Below are 18,868 nucleotides of genomic sequence, written 5' to 3' on the forward strand. Positions count from 1 at the left end.
GTTCTAAATGTTGGACAGAAAAATTCAATTGAAAAGTTTTTCCATGGTGTTAATTTTACTCTAATTGCTCTTTTGCACCTTCAATACCTAATAAACTCTGAACTTTTTTCCCTTGGTCATCTAAAGAATAAATTAACTCTTTTTTATCTCCCTTTACCAAATAAATTTCAGATGGAACAATATTGGCGTTGTCGATAAACTCAGGAATAACCAATTCTAATGTATACCCATCTAAGAATTTTTCGTTCAAAAATTCTGGTTTGATATGTATTGTTGGATTTAAGCTGTCAACGGATACCCTGTTTAATTTTGTTGCTACCAGCTGTGAATGTATTGGACTTAAACCAATGCGGAACAATTTTTTTCTGGTGATATAATGATATCCGTTTTCTTCTAATGTGACCGGGTTATGATATACCATCTTTTCAAGATGTTTTAAAAGTCCTTTGGAATGGTAAACTGTTGCATCAACAGAAAATGGAAATGTCCAGTGATGGAATTCAGTGTCAGAATAATAATCCCATTGATAATATCCATCTTTCTTCTCTACATAGCTTGGATGTCCTTCGAGATTTTCTCCAACATACATCCTATAAGATGCATTTTCCGGATTGTTTCTGATAATAGTAAAAACTTCTTCAGGAATATTTACATCTTCATAAAAAACACCATCATCTGTATTGAACATAACAAATTCACAATCGCTTTCACGGATTATTTTTTGAAGGAGTCCTTTAAAATTGTCACTCTTTTTATTGAATAAATTTTTTTCTTTAAAAAACTTCCAGTCCTTTTTAGAATTTAAGGCTTTAATGTAGGAAGAATCAAAAAATACAGGTTTTCTTTCAACAAAGGAAATGCCTTTGTCTTCATACTTCCTTTTTAAAAGTTCGTAGCCATCTTTGTGAGCTCCTGTGGTATGATAAAGAATGACCACTTTGGAATCAGTTTTAAAACGTTCCAAAATAGACTGAATAAGATAATCCAGCTGAACTGCACGATTATAAGAAAAAATTATATTGAGTATCATGAGCTGTAAGAATTTAAAGTTTCGATGATCTTTGTTACTTCATTGTCATTCATTACCGGAGAAATTGGTAAACTCAATACTTCATTATGAATTTTCTCTGTAATGGGCAGCTGCAATTCCTTCAGATGTGCATACGCTACCTGATGATGAGGAGGAATAGGGTAGTGAATTAAAGTTTGTATCCCATTTTCTTCAAGATATTTTTGCAGATGATCCCTATTCTCTGTTCTGACTACAAACAGATGATAAACATGACTGTTTTCTTCAATTTTATGCTGTGGAAGTATTATTTCGGGATTTATTATTTCTGTAAGATAACGGTCAGCAATTTCTTTTCTTCTGCTGTTCTCCTTATCCAGATATTTAAATTTTACAGAAAGTACAGCTGCCTGAATTTCGTCTAAACGAGAATTATATCCCTGATATTGATTCACATATTTCTTCTGAGAACCATAGTTGGCTAAAGCTCTGATACATTCTGCAAGCGTTTCTTCTTTACAGCAAACGGCGCCGGCATCACCTAATGCCCCTAAATTTTTTCCAGGATAGAAGCTGAATCCTGCAGCATCACCCAAACTTCCGGATTTTTTATTCTTCCAGACAGCACCAATAGCCTGGGCATTATCTTCGACTATTTTTAAATTATATCTTTCAGCAAGCGTTTTAATTTCATCTGAAAAAACAATACTTCCATATAAATGAACCAAAAAAATAGCTTTGGTTTTGGAGGATATTTTTTCTTCTAACCGGGTGACATCAATATTATAAGTTTTGATGTCAGGTTCTATTAAAACGGGCACTAATCTGTTATCTGTAATAGCAAGAATAGAGGCTATATAGGTATTGGCCGGAACCAAAACCTCGTCTCCTTCTTTCATGATTCCCAGTTCAATATAGGCTCTGAAAATCAGTCTTAAGGCATCAAGGCCATTGGCAACTCCAATTGCGTGAGGGACATTACAATAAGCAGAGAGCTGTTTTTCAAAAGTCTTTACTTTATCACCTAATAAATACCATCCAGAACGGAAAGTCTGTAATATAGCATCCTCAATCTCCTGCTGGTGAGAGAGGTTTACTTTTTGTAAATCTAGGAATTTAATCATTGTTGTTTTTCTTTAAAAATTTTGCAGGGTTTCCTACCCATATTTCATCTTTAGGGATATCCTTTGTAACGACACTTCCTGCCCCGACAAGAGCGTTTTCTCCTATCGTTACCCCTGCTAATACTGTGGTATTTGCCCCAATAGAAGCTCCCTTTTTTATTAAAGTTTTTATTAATTTAAAATCCTTATTTTTTGACTTCGGAAACAAATCATTTGTAAAAGTAACATTCGGGCCGATAAAAACATCATCTTCAACTGTAACCCCATCCCAGATCTGTACTCCGGGTTTTACCGTTACGTTATTACCGATTACAGCTCCACTTTCAATCAACACCTGGCAGTTGATATTGCAATTTTTACCAATAGTTGCATTTTTTAATATTACACAAAACTGCCATATAGTAGTGCCTTCACCTATATTCTGAGATTGTACGTCAGCTAAAGGATGTATCATTTTTTATAATTTTTAAATTCATCAAAATCCCTGAAATAATCCTTTTCATTATATAATTCTGAAGCAAGACACAGCAATACTGCACTGTGGCTGAATTTTATATCTCTCCATATGAGTTTCGGAATATAAAGTCCTTTTGAAGGTGAGTCTAAAATGAAAGTTTCTTCATTCCCTTCCAGGTCTAAAGTATTAAACTCAATACTTCCGGAAACTGCGAATATGATTTGCTGAAGTTCTTTATGGGCATGGCCGCCTCGGATGACATCCTGAGGGGTGTAGTAAGTCCAGTATACTCTTTTGATTTCAAAAGGGACATTTTTTTGAGTTTCGGCAACGGTAATATATCCCAAATCCTGAGATCCTATTTTCGAAAAGTTTATAATATGAGGACTGTCCATGTATTGTGAATATTGTTTAATAGCCTAATTAATAAATGTATAAAACTATTGGCTATGGATTAATTTTGATTTTTATCAGGCTCTTTCAACTGTGTGTGTGATGCGTGGAAACAAAATGCCCGGTGATTTTATGATTTCACCAAACTGATTCTGCATTCCATGTACTTCAAATCCGAACAATTCTGTTCTGAAGGCTATATCCGACCTGTTTACTCCCCAAAAGAAATCGAAATGATATGAATCTTCATTAATTGTGTACGGCGGAATTTCAAAACTGACAGTGTAATCTCCTTTTTCCGAATTTTTATTTTGACTTACCATAATTCCTGTACTCATTACAGTAAGATCATGACTGTTTTTTAAAAAGAATGACAGATCAATATCAACATTTTCCAGCTTACTCATGAAAGTAACAGTTACTTTAATTCCTGATTTAATATTGATCATATCTCCATTGATTGGCTCTGCTTTATATGACTTTACCAGAATCTTATGATTTTCAACTTTTGTATTGTCATTTGAATAGTCATAAAAGAATTTAATATCATTATTTTTTTGATATTCAATAATACATTTATTGATATCACCCTGAGTTACGAGAGTTCCTTTATCCAGTAAAATACCATAATTGCAAAGCTCTTTAATTGCAGTAATATTATGGCTTACAAAAAGAATGGTTCTTCCTTCTCCTTTGGTAACATCTCCCATTTTCCCCAGGCATTTTTTCTGAAATTCAGCATCACCTACTGCCAACACTTCATCCACAATAAGGATTTCAGATTCCAAATGAGCTGCTACAGCAAACGCAAGCCGCACATACATTCCGGAAGAATACCTTTTCACAGGAGTGTCAATATATCTTTCTACTCCTGAGAAATCGACAATCTCATCAAATTTCCTGGTGATTTCCTTTCTTGTCATTCCAAGGATAGCCCCGTTAAGAAAGACATTTTCTCGTCCCGTCATTTCGGGATGAAAACCTGTTCCTACTTCAAGCAATGAGGCAATTCTTCCCTGGCTGTATATTTTACCGGTCGTAGGTTTTGTAACTTTACTCAGCAGTTTCAGTAATGTAGATTTTCCGGCACCATTCCTTCCGATGATTCCTACAGCGTCTCCTTGCTGGATTTCAAAGTTGATGTCCTGAAGAGACCATACGTATTCAGAATCTCCCTTTGTGGCTCTGTCATTGGCTTCTCCAATTTTCAGATAAGGATCTTCCTTTCCTCTTACTTTATGCCAGAACCTGTTAAGATCATGGGAAAGAGTACCTGTCCCGACTTGCCCCAGACGGTATTGTTTTGATATATTTTCTGCTTTTAAAGCCAGCATATTTTTAAATGATTTAAAATTAATAAGAAAGTTTCTCAATAAATACTATACAGTATCCATAAAGCTTTTTTCAACCTTATTGAATACGACAATCCCTATCATTAAAAGAATGAGAATAATAACCGTACTGATTCCAAGCATGGCAGGAGAAAAGTCTCCTACCCCGATCCACGCATATTTAAAGCATTCAAAAATACCTGTTAACGGATTATAATATGCCAGTTTTTTAAAAAATCCCGGTAATGAAGACACAGGATAAATGACAGGAGTAGCGTACATATATAAGCTAACCCCAAAACCTAACAGCATTGCCAGGTCCTTATATTTTGTAGTAAGTGAAGAAAATATCATTCCTACTCCCAATGCAAAAAGAGCCATTAACAATATAAGGAAAGGTGTTGCAAGAACCCAGATATTGGGATGTGCTTCTCCTTTATTGAAATAATATGCCCATGCAAGAATGAATAACAGAAACTGAACTCCAAATCTCATAAGATTGGAGATGACAATGGAGAGTGGAGTGACCAGTCTTGGAAAATAAACTTTTCCAAAAATCCCGGCATTGCCAGTAAAGGTAGAGGATGTCGCCAGTAATGACGAAGAAAAATAATTCCATAGAGTAACCCCGGCCAGATAGAAAAGAAGTGGCGGTGCTCCGTCTGTTGGAAGCTTGGCGATTCTTCCAAAAATAACCAGATAGACAATAGTGGTTAAAATGGGATTAATAAAAAACCAGATTGGTCCTAAAATAGTCTGTTTAAAACTGGATACAAAATCTCTTTTTACAAACATATAAACAAGATCTTTGTATCTCCAGACTTCTTTCAGCTTCAAGTCAAATAACGAATGATCAGCATCAATCGTTTCAGTCCACTTCTGTTGTGGTTCATTCATCTGTGTAAGTTTTTGCAAATTTATAATAATTAATTCTTACCGTATCGCTCAGTTTATGAATTTTCATTGCCCATAAAACTAAAAATCAACAACTAATATATTGATATTTGACGGTATGAACAAAAACTATTGGCCATAAAGCCAATAGTCTGTAGTTTTTATAAATTATAATTGTTATTTTCCAATAAGTTGTTTCAGGTATTCACCATAGCCGCTTTTGCCATATTTGGTAGCCGTTTCCAGCAGCTTTTCTTCATTGATGAATTTATTTCTGAATGCAATTTCTTCAATGCAGCCGATTTTAAACCCCTGCCTTTTTTCAATCACACTTACAAATTCTGATGCATCGTGAAGAGAGTCGAATGTTCCGGTATCCAGCCAGGCTGTACCTCTGTCAAGAACGGCTACTTCAAGCTTTCCTTTGCTAAGATAAACATTGTTGATATCGGTGATTTCCAGTTCGCCTCTTGCGGAAGGTTTGATATTTTTGGCGATATCGACTACGCTATTGTCATAAAAATAAAGACCGGGTACGGCATAATTTGATTTTGGACTCAGAGGTTTTTCTTCAATAGAAACAGCCTTAAGGTCTTTATCAAATTCTACAACACCATATCTTTCGGGGTCAGCTACGTGGTAGGCAAAAACAACACCTCCATTTGGGTTGGTTTTATTTTTCAGTAAAGTTCCCATTTCAGAACCGTAGAAAATATTATCTCCCAGTACCAGTGCGGCAGAATCATCTCCAATAAACCGGTCTCCCAGAATGAATGCCTGTGCCAGGCCGTCAGGGCTTGGCTGTACAACGTATTCTATATTGCAGCCGATTTGGGAACCGTCACCCAGAAGTTTGATGAAACCGGCCTGGTCATGTGGAGTGGTGATGATCAGGATATCCTTAATTCCTGCTAAAAGAAGCGTGGAAAGCGGATAATAAATCATGGGTTTGTCGTAAACAGGCATCAGCTGCTTGCTTACAGCAATGGTTAGAGGGTAAAGTCGTGTTCCGGATCCTCCGGCTAATATTATTCCTTTCATTTTATTTTGTGGATTTGTCTTTTAAAATCTTATTGACTTCAAGGCTGATTTCATTGTCCAGATTATGAATTATAATATCTGAGGAAAATATATAATTGCTGGATTTTAAATTTGGATTTTCATTATAAAATTTAATCAAATTGATCAGATTCTTTTCAGTCAGATTCATGAAATCAAAATAGAGTTTATCTTTTCTTGAATAACTATGTCTTATTCTGTCGAGGATGATTTTCTTTTCTTCTTTATTTAAAATTTCGAAATTTTTACCATTTTCATATTGCATAGACTTTCTGAACAATAGTAAGTTTGCTGTTTTCATCAATGAGTCATTATACCCAGAAACTTCAATAAGTTCATCAATAAGTTTCTTTTGGGTTTCAGTGGGAAACTTGGTCTGGATGACAGATTGTGAATATGACGAAACTGATAAGATTACGAAAAATAAAAAAAAATACTTTTTCATTCTACGAATATTGATTTTCGTAATATTTTTGATAATCTCCACTGGTTACATTCTCCAGCCATTCTTTATTTTCAAGATACCAGTCAATGGTTTTTGCCAATCCTTCTTCAAAGGTTACGGATGGTTTCCAGCCCAAATCTTTATTGAGCTTGGTTGCATCAATAGCATAACGTTTATCATGGCCCGGCCTGTCTTTTACAAAAGTGATCAGTTTTTCAGAATAACCTTCCGGTCTTTCCAGTTTGGTATCCATTTGCCTGATCAGTTCTTTTACAAGATCAATATTCTGCCATTCATTGAATCCGCCGATATTATATGTTTCACCGGTTTTAGCTTCTTTAAAGATCTGGTGAATGGCTCTGGCATGATCAATGACAAATAACCAGTCTCTTGTATATTTTCCGTCACCATAAATGGGAAGGGGCCTTTCATTGATAATATTTGAAATGCACAGAGGGATCAGCTTTTCCGGGAAATGATTCGGTCCATAGTTGTTGGAACAGTTGGATACGATGAACGGCATTCCGTAAGTGTTTCCATATGCTCTCACCAAATGATCAGAAGCGGCTTTTGAGGCAGAATATGGAGATTGTGGATCGTAAGGAGTTGTTTCTAAAAAGAATCCTGTTTCTCCTAGACTTCCGTATACTTCATCAGTTGAAATATGATAGAAAAGATTTGTTCTTTTTTCATCCGGGAATCTGCCGTGGGTATGGTCCGGATTTAATGTCCAGAATTCTTTACAAAGGTTGAGAAGATTGGCTGTTCCGTTCACATTGGTATTGATGAATGCCATAGGATCAGTGATACTTCTGTCTACATGACTTTCTGCAGCTAAATGTACAACAGCGTCGGGATTGTATTTTTCAAACACCTTTCGGAGTTCTTCCGGTTTTGTGATATCTGCTTTTTCGAAAACATAATTGGGCTCGTTTTCAATGTCTTTAAGATTTTCTAAATTTCCGGCATAAGTAAGAGCATCAAGATTAATGATAGTGCTTTCCGGATTGTTTTTTACAAATTCTCTTACAACATGAGAGCCGATAAATCCTGCGCCTCCTGTGATGATAATGTTTTTCATTGATTTATTTTGAGATGGTCTTTCTTCCTATACTTTTATAATGGAATCCGTTTTGTTCCGGGATTTCCAGCGGATACATGTTTCTACCGTCAAAAATGACCTTGTTTTTCATTTTTTTGGCCATAAGTTCAAAATTCGGATTTTTGAATTCAGGCCATTCTGTGGCGATAAACAGAGCGTCTACTTCTTCCAGTGCATCATACATTCCTTTAGCATATTGTATTTTGTCACCCAGAATTTTCTTAACATTGTTTTCTGCAATAGTGTCATATGCTACAATTTTTGCACCTTTATCCAGCAGAAGAGCGATGTTGTCTAAGGAGGATGCTTCTCTGATATCATCGGTATTTGCTTTAAATGCCAGTCCCCACATGGCAATTTTTTTTCCTTCGATATTTCCGCCAAAATACTTTTCAATTTCAGAAACTAAAATTACTTTCTGGGTTGTATTTACTTTTTCAGTAGCTTCAAGGATCTGAAAATTAAAATCTTCCTGTTTCCCAGACTTAATAAGAGCTTTTACATCTTTAGGAAAGCAGCTTCCTCCATATCCGATGCCAGGAAATAAGAATCTGTGCCCGATTCTGTCATCACTTCCCATTCCCAGTCTTACCTTGTCTACATCGGCTCCTACTTTTTCGCAATAGTTCGCTATTTCGTTCATAAAGGTAATTTTCACCGCCAAAAATGAGTTGGCAGCATATTTGGTAAGTTCCGATGATTTCTCATCCATGAAAATAATCGGGATTCCTGTATTGGTGAAAGGCTGGTAGATTTTAGACATAATGTTTTGGGCTCTTTCAGAGCTTGCTCCGACAACTACTCTCGAAGGATTCATCGAGTCTTCCACAGCAAAGCCTTCCCTTAAAAACTCTGGATTTGATACAACATCAAACAGAATATTTGTTTTGGCGGCAATCGTTTCTCTTACCCTGTCGGCAGTTCCTACAGGAACAGTACTTTTATTAACAATGACCTTGTATTCTGTCATTAGCTCACCAATATTATTGGCCACCTTCAATACATAGGACAGGTCTGCTGAACCATCCTCACCTGGGGGGGTGGGTAGGGCCAGATATATTACTTCGCTTTTATCTAAAGCCTCTTTAAGGTTGGTGGTGAAAAATAATCTTTCAGACTGTATGTTTCTTAAAAACATTTCTTCAAGGTTCGGCTCATAGATGGGAACAATGCCGTTTTTCATACCTTCTACTTTTTTTTCATCAATATCAACACAGTATACTGAATTGCCAAGTTCTGCCAGAGTAGTTCCTGTGACTAATCCTACATAACCTGTTCCTACAATCGTTATATTCAAAATGTTTGTTTTAAAATTCTAAAGACAAAAATAATAAAAATACTGTGACATGCTCTTTTAATTTATGGTAAATGAATCTGACTCTATTTGCTTGATACTTAAGATAATTTTGCATTTTTAGAAAAAAAGCGTATATTTGCATTGGATTTACGGAAAAAATGGGAAGGCTTCGGAAGAAAGCCTTTTTTCGTACTGTAAATCAAGATAAAAATATATGGAGTTTAGAAAAAGAATTGAAGAATTATTAAATGAATTCCTTGAGACCAGAAAAGATCTGTTTCTTATTGATCTTAAAATTTCTGCAGGGGATGATATTACAGTGATTTTAGATGGTGATAATGGCGTTTCTTTGCAGGATTGTCTTGATGCAAGCCGTGCCATAGAATTCAATATGGATCGTGAAGAGCATGACTTTAGCCTTCAGGTGATGTCTGCCGGACTGAGCGAGCCGTTATCCACACCAAGACAGTTCAGCAAGAATATTGGAAGAGAGATTGAGGTAATGCTGGAAGATTCTTCTAAAATTGAAGGGGAATTGTCAAAAGTAGATGAGGAAAAGATCACACTTATTTTGCGTTACCGTAAGCCGAAAGATATCGGAAAAGGAAAAGTGGATGTAGAGGAGGAGAAAGAGATTTCTTACTCTGAGATCAAAAAAGCATTAGTAGTAATTAAATTTTAAAAAAGAAAAAAGAATAGATGGATAATATAGCGTTGATTGAATCCTTTGGTGATTTTAAAGACGAAAAAGGGATCAGTAAGATTGATCTTATGGCAATTATTGAAGATTCACTGAAGACTCTTTTGAGAAAGAGATTCGATTCAGATGACCATTTTGATGTGATTGTAAACCCGGATAAAGGAGATTTTCAGATATTTTTAAATAAAACAATTGTAGAGGACGAAATGTCTGAAGATGATGATCTGGAAATTGAAATCTCTGAAGCGAAGAAGATTGATCCTACCTTCGAAGTAGGGGAAGACTTTACAATGGAAATTCCTGTGGCACAGTTGGGAAGAAGAAATATTCTTACCCTTAAGCAGATTCTGGCGACCAAACTTCAGGAACACAATAATGCAATGCTGTATGAACAGTTCAGAGATAAAATTGGAGAAATAGTTGTAGGGGAAATTCATCACATCCGTCATAAACATGTGATCCTGCTGGATGATGAAGGAAATGAATTCATTTTACCGAAAGAAAACCAGATCCCATCCGATTTCTTTAAAAAGGGTGAGAATATCAGAGCTATTGTTGAGACAGTAGATTTTAAAGGTTCTAAACCGCAGATTATTATTTCCAGAACTGCACCTAAATTCCTGGAGAAGTTATTAGAGCTGGAAATTCCTGAGATCCAGGACGGAACCATTATCCTGAAAAAGGTAGTGAGAATTCCTGGTGAAAAGGCGAAGATCGCAGTAGACGCTTACGATGACAGGATTGATCCTGTAGGCGCTTGTGTTGGGGTTAAAGGATCCAGAATTCATGGCGTTGTAAGAGAGTTGAGAAATGAAAACATCGATGTTATTCAGTGGTCTAAAAACCCTGAAATCTTGGTGAAGAGAGCATTGGGAAATGTTACTATCAACAAAATTGAAATCAATGAGGAGACCAGCTATGCGTTGGTGTATACTCCGGTTGAAGAAATTTCCAAAGTGATCGGAAAACAAGGACAGAATATCAGACTGGCTTCTTGGTTGACAGGATATGAGATTGATGTGTACAGAGAGTCCAGCGAGGATGATGATGTTGAATTGAAAGAATTTAACGATGATATCGAGCAGTGGATTTTGGATGAGTTTAAGAAAGTAGGACTTACGACTGCAAAATCAGTATTGGATAAAGAAACTGAGAGTCTTTTAAATATGGTAGACCTTGAAGAAGAAACAATCGAAGAGGTTAAACGTATTCTGAGAGAAGAATTTGAAGATTAAGATTTTAAAATAAATTTTAATAAACAGTAAAAAGGAAATACTTTAATTTTAAAAATTAAAAAACAGTAAATAATATAGATGCCAAAAATTAGATTAAATAAAGCGGTTAAGGAATTCAACATTTCAATGTCCAGATTAGTAGAGTTTTTACAATCAAGGGGATTTGAAGTTGAAAGCAATCCTAACGCTCAATTGGAAGAAGCGGCATATTCTGCATTGGAGGCTGAGTTTGCTAAAGACGGCGAACAGCGAAAGGCTTCCCATGAGGTGGTAATTACTAAAGTTCCGGAAGAAAAGCTGGAAATTGAAGAAAAGAAAACCCCTGAAGTGATAAGAGCTAAAGCAAATAAACCAGAAACCAGAATTTTGGGTAAAATAGATTTGGAATCTAAAAAACCTGATACAGAAGAAGTTTCTGCAGCTCCTGTGGCTCCTGTTGCAACACCGGTTGAAGAAAAGAAAGAAGAAATCGTGAAAGAAGAACAGCCGGAGGTTAAAACAGCTCCAGAAAAACAGGAATTTAAGGTTTTGGATAAAATTGATTTGTCTCAAATAGAATCTAGAAACAGACCTGTAAAAAAAGACAAACCAAGAATGGAGGAGAAAAAAGAAGAAGTAAAACCTGTGGAAGCAGTAAAGGAAACTCCAAAGCCTGTGGTTGTAGAGGAGAAAAAAGTGGAAGCTCCAAAAGAGGAAGCTGAGCCTGAATCTCAGGAACCACAGAAAATTGAGACGGTATATCAAAAGCTTGATGGTCCTAAGATCGTTGGAGAAAAGATAGACCTGACTCAATTTGCACCAAAGCCGGGAGCTGGGGCAAAAAAGAAAAGAAAGAGAATTGAAAAACCTGGTGGGCAGAATAATCAGCAAGGTCAGGGAAATAATCAAAACTCAGGAAATAATAACCAGGGTGGACAGGGCCAGGGAAATCGTCAGCAGAATAACGGTGGACAAGGTGGAAACCGCCAGGGTCAGGGAGGACAGGGTAATCGTCCCCAAGGTCAGGGTGGCCAGGGTGGAAACCGTTTCGGAAATAATAATCAGGGTGGTGGAAACCGTCAGGGTCAAGGTGGCGGCTTCAAAAAAGGAGGCCAGAATAACAGACCTGGACAAAGAGTTATGCCAGTTGAGCTGACTGACGAACAGGTTAAAAATCAGATCAAAGAAACTTTAGAGAAACTTACCAATAAAGGTGGGAAATCTAAATCTGCAAAACACAGAAAAGACAAAAGAACTTTCCGTAGAGAGCAGGATGAACGTCAGCAGGAACTTGAGGCGCAGGATAGAACTCTTAAAGTAACCGAGTTCATCACAGTAGGTGAATTGGCAAGTTTGATGAATGTTTCTCCGACTGAAGTAATTTCTGCCTGTTTCTCATTAGGGGTTATGGTTACCATGAACCAGAGACTTGAAGCAGATACTTTACTACTGGTAGCAGATGAGTTTGGTTATAAAATTGAATTCTCAGATGCTGATCTTGAAGATAATAATACTGAAGATGAAATCGATACAGAAGAAAGCCTGGTATCAAGAGCGCCTGTTGTTACTGTAATGGGACACGTTGACCACGGTAAAACTTCATTATTGGATTACATCAGAAAAACTAACGTAATTGCGGGTGAATCTGGGGGTATTACCCAGCACATCGGTGCTTATAACGTAAAACTGGAAAATGGTCAGAGAATTACTTTCTTAGATACTCCTGGTCACGAAGCCTTTACAGCGATGAGAGCAAGGGGTGCACAGATTACGGATATTGCCATTATTGTAATTGCTGCCGATGATGATGTAATGCCACAGACAAAAGAAGCTATTGCTCACGCTCAGGCTGCACAAGTCCCAATGATTATTGCAATCAATAAAGTTGATAAGCCTAATGCAAATCCGGATAATATCCGTCAACAGCTTTCTGGCTTGAACCCTCCAGTTCTTGTAGAAGAATGGGGTGGTAATGTTCAGGCTCAAGAAATTTCAGCTAAATTTGGTAATAACGTAGATGTATTGTTGGAAAAGGTTTTACTGCAGGCAGAAATGCTTGAATTAAAAGCAAATCCAGAACGTTCAGCAAACGGAGTTGTTATTGAAGCTTCATTAGATAAAGGTAGAGGATATGTTGCTACTATGCTGGTACAGGCCGGAACCTTAAGGGTAGGAGATTATGTGGTAGCAGGTAAAAATCACGGTAAAGTAAAAGCTTTGCTTGATGAAAGAGGAAAAAACCTTGCAGAAGCAGGTCCTTCTATTCCTGCAACAATTTTAGGTCTGGATGGAGCACCTACAGCGGGAGATAAATTCCGCGTATATGCTGACGAAAGTGAAGGTAAGGCTATTGCAAACAAGAGAGAACAGCTTCAGAGAGAACTTTCTATCAGAACGAAAAAACATACAACACTTGAAGAATTAGGAAGACGTATTGCTTTAGGAGAATTCAAAGAATTGAATATTATTCTTAAAGGTGATGTGGATGGTTCTGTGGAAGCACTTTCTGATCAGTTACAAAGATTATCAACTGAAGAAATCAGTGTGAAAATCCTTCACTCAGGTGTTGGGCAGATCACTGAGTCCGATATCAACCTGGCTGCAGCATCAGATGCTATTATCATTGGATTTAATGTAAGAGCAGGAGCTAATGCAAAAGAGCTTGCAGACCGTGAAGAAATTGAAATCAGAACGTATTCTGTAATCTATAAAGCAATCGATGAGGTAAAAGAAGCGATGGAGGGAATGCTTTCTCCGGAAATTCAGGAGCAGGTGATTGGTAATGTTGAGATCCGTGAAGTATTCAAGATTTCTAAAGTAGGAACAATTGCAGGTTGTATGGTTCTTACAGGAAAAGTAACAAGACAATCTAAAGTACGTTTATTAAGAGACGGTATTGTTAAATTTGACGGGGAGCTTGAAAGCTTAAAACGTTTCAAAGATGATGTTAAAGAAGTCACAAAAGGTTACGAATGTGGTCTGAACCTGAAAGGTTACAATGACATCGAAATCGGAGATATTCTTGAAGTTTACGAAGAAGTAGCGGTTAAGAAAAAACTGAAATAATTATATCCTAAATATGTGAAAACCACTTTTTTATAAAGTGGTTTTTTTATTTTTAAAAACCCACAATTTATAATGGTTCTAAATAATTTTTTTTAAATTATTAATAATTTGTTAAAGCGAATTTGATTTGCATGAAAATTATTATTTATTTAATAAAAGCTATCTATCATTAATGAATCCTATTTAATTTGAGAAAAATTTAAATATAATATTAAAAAAAAGAGGTATTTAAACATTGGTTTAATTTGTGAGTGTTAATATTTATTAACATATTTGCCCATTAAATATATTAAAATTTGTTAATATGAATGTTAAATTACGTGTATTGACAGCTGGTGTCCTGTTTTTTACAGGCCAGGCTGTGTTTGCTCAAAACAAAGCAGCAAATGACTCTACAAAAAATACAAAACAGATTGATGAAGTTGTTGTATTAGGGTATAATAAAACACAAACTAAACCAAAAGATGTTACTGCTTCTACAACGGTAACAGCAGAAAAACTTGAGAACAGACCGAACGTTTCTTTTTTGAACTCTCTACAAGGAGAAGCTCCTGGATTGACTATTAATTCAGCTTCTGGTTCTCCTGGTTCAGCAAAAATTGATGTTATTATTAGAGGGGTTAGTTCAATTAGTGCGAGTTCTGATCCTCTTTATGTAATTGATGGGATGATTTCGAATTCCACTCAGTTTAGAAATTTAAATGCAAATGATATTGAATCAATATCTATTTTGAAAGATGCAGCGGCTACTTCAATTTATGGTAACAGAGGAGGGAATGGAGTTATTGTTATTAGAACAAAGCAAGGAAAGTATGGTACAAATCGTTTTGGTTTAACATATACTGGTACCACAGGTATAGGGCTATTGCCAAGCACTCATTATAATATGGCTAATGCCAAAGAGCTCTTGACAATCCAAAATAGATTAGGGCTAGGGCAGGGATCACAAATGAGCCTTGACCAAATTGCTGCTTATTCAGGACCAGATACAGACTGGAGTAAAGTCTTATTTAAAACAGGTTTTACACAAACTCATGATGTCGGAATGTCATTTGGGGCTCAAAACGTAAACAATTATACTTCGATTGGTTATATGGAGCAGACAGGTACCGTTCCTACAACCGATTTTAAGAGATTTACTTTAAGAAATAACTTAAATGGAAAGTCTAGTAATGGAAGATTTACTTATAATGCAAATATTGGTTTAGGATATTCTAAAAGACATCAGCTGGATGAAGAAACGAATGGAAATATTACTTCAAATGTAGTACAGAATCCTTTGCTTGTTGGTATTACGGCACTACCTACAATGCAGTCAAACAAATACACAACTGGTCAAGCTTTATATAATGCTATTGGATCATCAACAGGTGGAGGGAATAGCGTGTGGGTGTTACAAGACATCTTAAGAGGAACGCTTCCAAATCAGCTTAATGAAACTAGCATTGTTTCTAACTTTGCTGCCTCTTATAAACTTACTGATGATTTGACAGTTTCAAATAAATCTGGGGTAGATTATAAATATTCAGAAAGAATGTTTGCACGAGCTCCTTATTCATATTTAGCAATTGTTGTAGCTAAAGGAGCAGCAACTACTCAAAATCCAAATCCATTTGGTGGTAGTGAAAGTATTCTTAAAACAAATGATTTTACATTCAACTCCGTTACCAGTTTAGCATATCATAAAGTTATTAATGAAAAGCATACCTTCGATGCAGCGGTATATTTGGATTATATGAAGTCTCATTATAATGCTTCTTCACAAACTCAAAATGGATTATATCCTTTGACATGGCAGTTTGGAGCAGGAACTGGGTACGTTCCACCAGCATATTTTGCTAACGGAAACCTTCCTCCGATTGTTTATTATGTTCCTACACTTTCCGCCTCTAAAATCAAAGCAGGAACTTTAGCTTACTTTGCGACATTAGATTATGATTATGATAGCAAATATGGTGTGAGTGGGGTAATAAGAAGAGATGGAAGTTATAGATTTACAGGAGATAACCAATGGGCTACTTTCTGGAGTATAGCTGGTAGATGGAACATTGATAAGGAAAGTTTCATGGAAGGATCTACTTTTGACATGTTAAAACTTAGAGCTTCTTATGGTACAAATGGTAACCAAAATATTATTGCTGCTGCTAGTGGGGCTAACCCATTACTTCCTGCAGCGAATGTTGTAAGACCTTTTATTACTCAGTCTGCGGGTTATGATACACAACAAGGAGCATTGTATCCAAGTGCACTTCAGAATCCAGGTATTCAATGGGAAGTTATTGGACAGTTAGATCTTGGTTTGGATTTTAGATTGTTAAACAGAAAGTTAGAAGGATCTGTTGATGTTTATGATAAGCGCACAGATAAATTGTTTAACTCTTTGCCAATCTCTAATATCAATGGACAGTCAACTATTAGTTATAACAATGGTAAACTTCAGAACAAAGGTATTGAAGTCTTGTTAAGATATAATATTATCAACAAGCAAGATGCTAAACTTTCAATCTATGCAAATACAGCTTATAACAAAAGTAAATTCTTAAGCCTTGCTCAAGATGCAACTGCTGGTGACCTAAGAAATGTAACTGGAGGAATGTTGGGTGAATGGTATTTAATTAGCTATGCTGGAGTAAATAAAGATAACGGAAACATGTTGTTTTATGATAAAGATGGTCACGTTACAGAAAATCCTAATGCTGTATCAGACCAAGTTAAAACAGGAAAAAGTTATTTGCCAAAATGGTCAGGAGGGTTTGGTCTTAATGCAGAATATAAAGGAATATTCCTTGATGCTCACTTTTCTTATCAGGCAGATGTATGGAAGTGGGATAATCAGCTAACTTATGTTTATGATAGTTCTTCAGCAGGTAATTTTAATGTTAGCTCAGACTTGTTAAATGCCTGGACTCCTACAAATATGAATACAAATATTCCATCTTTTAACGCAAGTAATAAATCTCTAGCTGATAACTCAGATAGATATCTAAAAGATGCTTCATTTATTAGATTAAAAACTATAACATTAGGTTATAACATACCTAAAAGTTTATTAGGAAATTCAATGTTTGTTAAAAATGCTAAGATATTCTTATCAGGAGAAAACTTGCTGACATTTACTAAATGGAAAGGTTATGATCCTGAGCCAACGTTTGCTTACTCTTCATCAGTTTACCCTAACTTGAAAACATTCTCGATAGGAGCAACGCTTGATTTTTAATAATTAAATTATTTAGAAAATTTATAAAATGAAAAAAGTTAAAAAATATATATTAGTTGCAGCCGCATCCATGTTGATATATTCTTGTAATGATGCTCTTGATATACGACAGGCGGGAGAAGCGCAAGATCAGCAAGCATTTCAATCTGCTTCAGATTTAGAGAAATTTTTAGTAGGGTCTGTTTATACTAGTGCAGATATTACAAGCCAAATAAAATTTAGTTCTTTATTCACAGATGAACTAAAAGTTGGACCTGCCAATGCGGGGCAGGATCAAAGTACTTTTAGGTTTGTTATTATACCAAATGATCCTTTTGTTGAAGGAATTTGGAGTGGGCAATATCTATTAATTAACAGAGTAAATCAACTTATTGAAAAATCTGCTCTAATTACTCCTTCAAGTGCAACAGATATTGCATTATATAATAACACTTTAGCGGAAGCAAGAGTGTTAAGAGCATTTGCTTATCTCAACCTGATGACTTATTATTCTACAGATATGAAGAATGATAATGCAACAGGGGTTATCCTTGCAGATAAAATCTATCCTTTTGAAACAAAACTTCCACGTTCTAAAAATAGTGATATCTGGAATTTTGTTGAGGCAGATTTAGCATATGCTGATACAAATATCAATGCAACTGCAGCAGCTAATCACCCAGCTCCTTATTTCATTAACAAAAATGTAGTAAGTGCTTTAAGAGCAAGAATGTATTTGTATAGAGGGAATTATACATTGGCTAAGCAATATGCACAAGCTGCTATTACCGGTAGTGGGTTGTCTTTGACAGTGGGATCACCAATACCAACGGGTACTGTAGGATCTTCAGCTTGGAACACAGCTTTCTATACACAAAGTTCTACACCAACACCATACAGAAAAATGTTGTTTGATGATATCGTTGGAGAAAATATTTTCAAATTAAGTAGACCTTCTGTAGGAGGAAGTGGTGGAAATATTGCTGGGATGTATACTACAAATAATACTACATTAAGTGGATCTCCATGGTGGGTTACAGGGTTAAACTTATTTAATTCTTATGCTTATACATCTAGTGATATCAGAAGATATGCTTATGTTGACCCAACAAGTGATGCTACCAAGCAAAATTATGTAATTGATAAATATCCTGGAAAAAATGCAACACCACTTAAAAACGACGTTAAAATTTTCAGAATTTCTGAAATGTATTTTATCTTGGCTGAATGTGCTGCGAGATCTAATGACTTTGCAACTGCAGCTACATACATCAAACAAATAAGAGATGCAAGAAAATGGACAGGTACTGCAGCTACACCAACTTATGGTAACCTTGCGGCAGCTTTAGTGGATATCTTAAGAGAGAGAAGAATTGAACTCGCTTTTGAAGGACACAGATTTATCGATTTAAAAAGACTTGGTGCAGAGGCTGGTGTAAGTATTGATAGAAATGCTACTGATGATTTCCTTACAGGAACTCCTCTGACTTTAAGTTTAACTGACCATAGATGGACCCTTCCAATTCCTTCATCTGAACTTAATGGTAACCCAGGTATTGAACAAAATCCTGGATATTAATC

The 18,868-nt window shown here is 35.9% G+C and carries 15 protein-coding genes; 5 read left to right on the plus strand and 10 right to left on the minus strand.

Features of this window, described 5'->3' with window-relative positions:
* Positions 1-55: 55 nt before the first annotated feature.
* The 10 genes from AC3FI7_RS18080 to AC3FI7_RS18125 form a co-directional block, all read right to left on the minus strand.
* A complete protein-coding gene (locus AC3FI7_RS18080; RefSeq protein ID WP_343660244.1) occupies positions 56-1,030 on the minus strand; it encodes a hypothetical protein in 975 nt (324 codons plus the stop codon).
* Positions 1,027-2,133 (minus strand): DegT/DnrJ/EryC1/StrS family aminotransferase, encoded by a 1,107-nt coding sequence (locus AC3FI7_RS18085; RefSeq protein WP_142725264.1) that lies wholly within the window; start codon positions 2,131-2,133, stop codon positions 1,027-1,029. The genes AC3FI7_RS18080 and AC3FI7_RS18085 overlap by 4 nt, the downstream gene beginning before the upstream one ends.
* On the minus strand, positions 2,126-2,587 hold the full coding sequence (locus tag AC3FI7_RS18090) for an acyltransferase (protein ID WP_142725265.1): 462 nt from the start codon (positions 2,585-2,587) through the stop codon (positions 2,126-2,128). Before AC3FI7_RS18090 ends, AC3FI7_RS18085 begins: the two co-directional genes overlap by 8 nt.
* On the minus strand, positions 2,584-2,985 hold the full coding sequence (locus AC3FI7_RS18095; RefSeq protein WP_291901778.1) for a sugar 3,4-ketoisomerase: 402 nt from the start codon (positions 2,983-2,985) through the stop codon (positions 2,584-2,586). The genes AC3FI7_RS18090 and AC3FI7_RS18095 overlap by 4 nt, the downstream gene beginning before the upstream one ends.
* A 75-nt stretch (positions 2,986-3,060) precedes the next feature.
* Positions 3,061-4,317 (minus strand): ABC transporter ATP-binding protein, encoded by a 1,257-nt coding sequence (locus AC3FI7_RS18100; RefSeq protein ID WP_142725267.1) that lies wholly within the window; start codon positions 4,315-4,317, stop codon positions 3,061-3,063.
* Positions 4,318-4,362: 45 nt separating this feature from the next.
* The gene (locus tag AC3FI7_RS18105) at positions 4,363-5,211 is read right to left on the minus strand and encodes an ABC transporter permease (RefSeq protein ID WP_142725268.1); all 849 of its coding nucleotides are present in this window, start codon (positions 5,209-5,211) and stop codon (positions 4,363-4,365) included.
* 174 nt (positions 5,212-5,385) lie between these two features.
* Entirely contained in the window at positions 5,386-6,249 is an 864-nt protein-coding gene (rfbA, locus tag AC3FI7_RS18110; RefSeq protein WP_142725269.1) for a glucose-1-phosphate thymidylyltransferase RfbA, read from the minus strand.
* 1 nt (position 6,250) lies between these two features.
* On the minus strand, positions 6,251-6,712 hold the full coding sequence (locus AC3FI7_RS18115; protein WP_343660237.1) for a DUF2059 domain-containing protein: 462 nt from the start codon (positions 6,710-6,712) through the stop codon (positions 6,251-6,253).
* A 1-nt stretch (position 6,713) separates the two neighbouring features.
* Positions 6,714-7,793, minus strand: a complete 1,080-nt coding sequence (rfbB, locus tag AC3FI7_RS18120; RefSeq protein WP_343660236.1) for a dTDP-glucose 4,6-dehydratase — start codon at positions 7,791-7,793, stop codon at positions 6,714-6,716.
* A 4-nt stretch (positions 7,794-7,797) separates the two neighbouring features.
* Positions 7,798-9,111 (minus strand): UDP-glucose dehydrogenase family protein, encoded by a 1,314-nt coding sequence (locus AC3FI7_RS18125; protein ID WP_491460636.1) that lies wholly within the window; start codon positions 9,109-9,111, stop codon positions 7,798-7,800.
* 214 nt (positions 9,112-9,325) lie between these two features.
* On the opposite strand from AC3FI7_RS18125, the gene rimP reads away from it, so the two are divergent.
* From rimP to AC3FI7_RS18150, 5 genes are all read left to right on the plus strand, one after another.
* Entirely contained in the window at positions 9,326-9,793 is a 468-nt protein-coding gene (gene rimP / locus AC3FI7_RS18130) for a ribosome assembly cofactor RimP (RefSeq protein WP_142725273.1), read from the plus strand.
* A gap of 17 nt (positions 9,794-9,810) precedes the next feature.
* Positions 9,811-11,046, plus strand: coding sequence for a transcription termination factor NusA (nusA, locus tag AC3FI7_RS18135; RefSeq protein WP_066691517.1), 1,236 nt, complete (start codon positions 9,811-9,813; stop codon positions 11,044-11,046).
* Between the two features lie 78 nt (positions 11,047-11,124).
* A complete protein-coding gene (gene infB, locus AC3FI7_RS18140; RefSeq protein ID WP_343660231.1) occupies positions 11,125-14,091 on the plus strand; it encodes a translation initiation factor IF-2 in 2,967 nt (988 codons plus the stop codon).
* 304 nt (positions 14,092-14,395) lie between these two features.
* Entirely contained in the window at positions 14,396-17,308 is a 2,913-nt protein-coding gene (locus tag AC3FI7_RS18145; RefSeq protein WP_491460637.1) for a SusC/RagA family TonB-linked outer membrane protein, read from the plus strand.
* Positions 17,309-17,336: 28 nt separating this feature from the next.
* Positions 17,337-18,866, plus strand: a complete 1,530-nt coding sequence (locus AC3FI7_RS18150; RefSeq protein ID WP_491460638.1) for a RagB/SusD family nutrient uptake outer membrane protein — start codon at positions 17,337-17,339, stop codon at positions 18,864-18,866.
* Positions 18,867-18,868: the final 2 nt, after the last annotated feature.

The organism is Chryseobacterium sp. TQ-BC-N36 (assembly GCF_058382295.1).

What these genes read in the sequence shown, in the direction of transcription:
- AC3FI7_RS18105 (WP_142725268.1), bottom strand. Translation starts at nt 5,211, where the DNA reads ATGAATGAACCACAACAGAAGTGGACTGAAACGATTGATGCTGATCAT.
- rfbB (WP_343660236.1), bottom strand. Translation starts at nt 7,793, where the DNA reads ATGAAAAACATTATCATCACAGGAGGCGCAGGATTTATCGGCTCTCAT.
- rimP (WP_142725273.1), top strand. Translation starts at nt 9,326, where the DNA reads ATGGAGTTTAGAAAAAGAATTGAAGAATTATTAAATGAATTCCTTGAG.
- AC3FI7_RS18150 (WP_491460638.1), top strand. Translation starts at nt 17,337, where the DNA reads ATGAAAAAAGTTAAAAAATATATATTAGTTGCAGCCGCATCCATGTTG.
- AC3FI7_RS18115 (WP_343660237.1), bottom strand. Translation starts at nt 6,712, where the DNA reads ATGAAAAAGTATTTTTTTTTATTTTTCGTAATCTTATCAGTTTCGTCA.
- infB (WP_343660231.1), top strand. Translation starts at nt 11,125, where the DNA reads ATGCCAAAAATTAGATTAAATAAAGCGGTTAAGGAATTCAACATTTCA.
- AC3FI7_RS18145 (WP_491460637.1), top strand. Translation starts at nt 14,396, where the DNA reads ATGAATGTTAAATTACGTGTATTGACAGCTGGTGTCCTGTTTTTTACA.
- rfbA (WP_142725269.1), bottom strand. Translation starts at nt 6,249, where the DNA reads ATGAAAGGAATAATATTAGCCGGAGGATCCGGAACACGACTTTACCCT.
- nusA (WP_066691517.1), top strand. Translation starts at nt 9,811, where the DNA reads ATGGATAATATAGCGTTGATTGAATCCTTTGGTGATTTTAAAGACGAA.
- AC3FI7_RS18090 (WP_142725265.1), bottom strand. Translation starts at nt 2,587, where the DNA reads ATGATACATCCTTTAGCTGACGTACAATCTCAGAATATAGGTGAAGGC.
- AC3FI7_RS18100 (WP_142725267.1), bottom strand. Translation starts at nt 4,317, where the DNA reads ATGCTGGCTTTAAAAGCAGAAAATATATCAAAACAATACCGTCTGGGG.
- AC3FI7_RS18085 (WP_142725264.1), bottom strand. Translation starts at nt 2,133, where the DNA reads ATGATTAAATTCCTAGATTTACAAAAAGTAAACCTCTCTCACCAGCAG.
- AC3FI7_RS18095 (WP_291901778.1), bottom strand. Translation starts at nt 2,985, where the DNA reads ATGGACAGTCCTCATATTATAAACTTTTCGAAAATAGGATCTCAGGAT.
- AC3FI7_RS18080 (WP_343660244.1), bottom strand. Translation starts at nt 1,030, where the DNA reads ATGATACTCAATATAATTTTTTCTTATAATCGTGCAGTTCAGCTGGAT.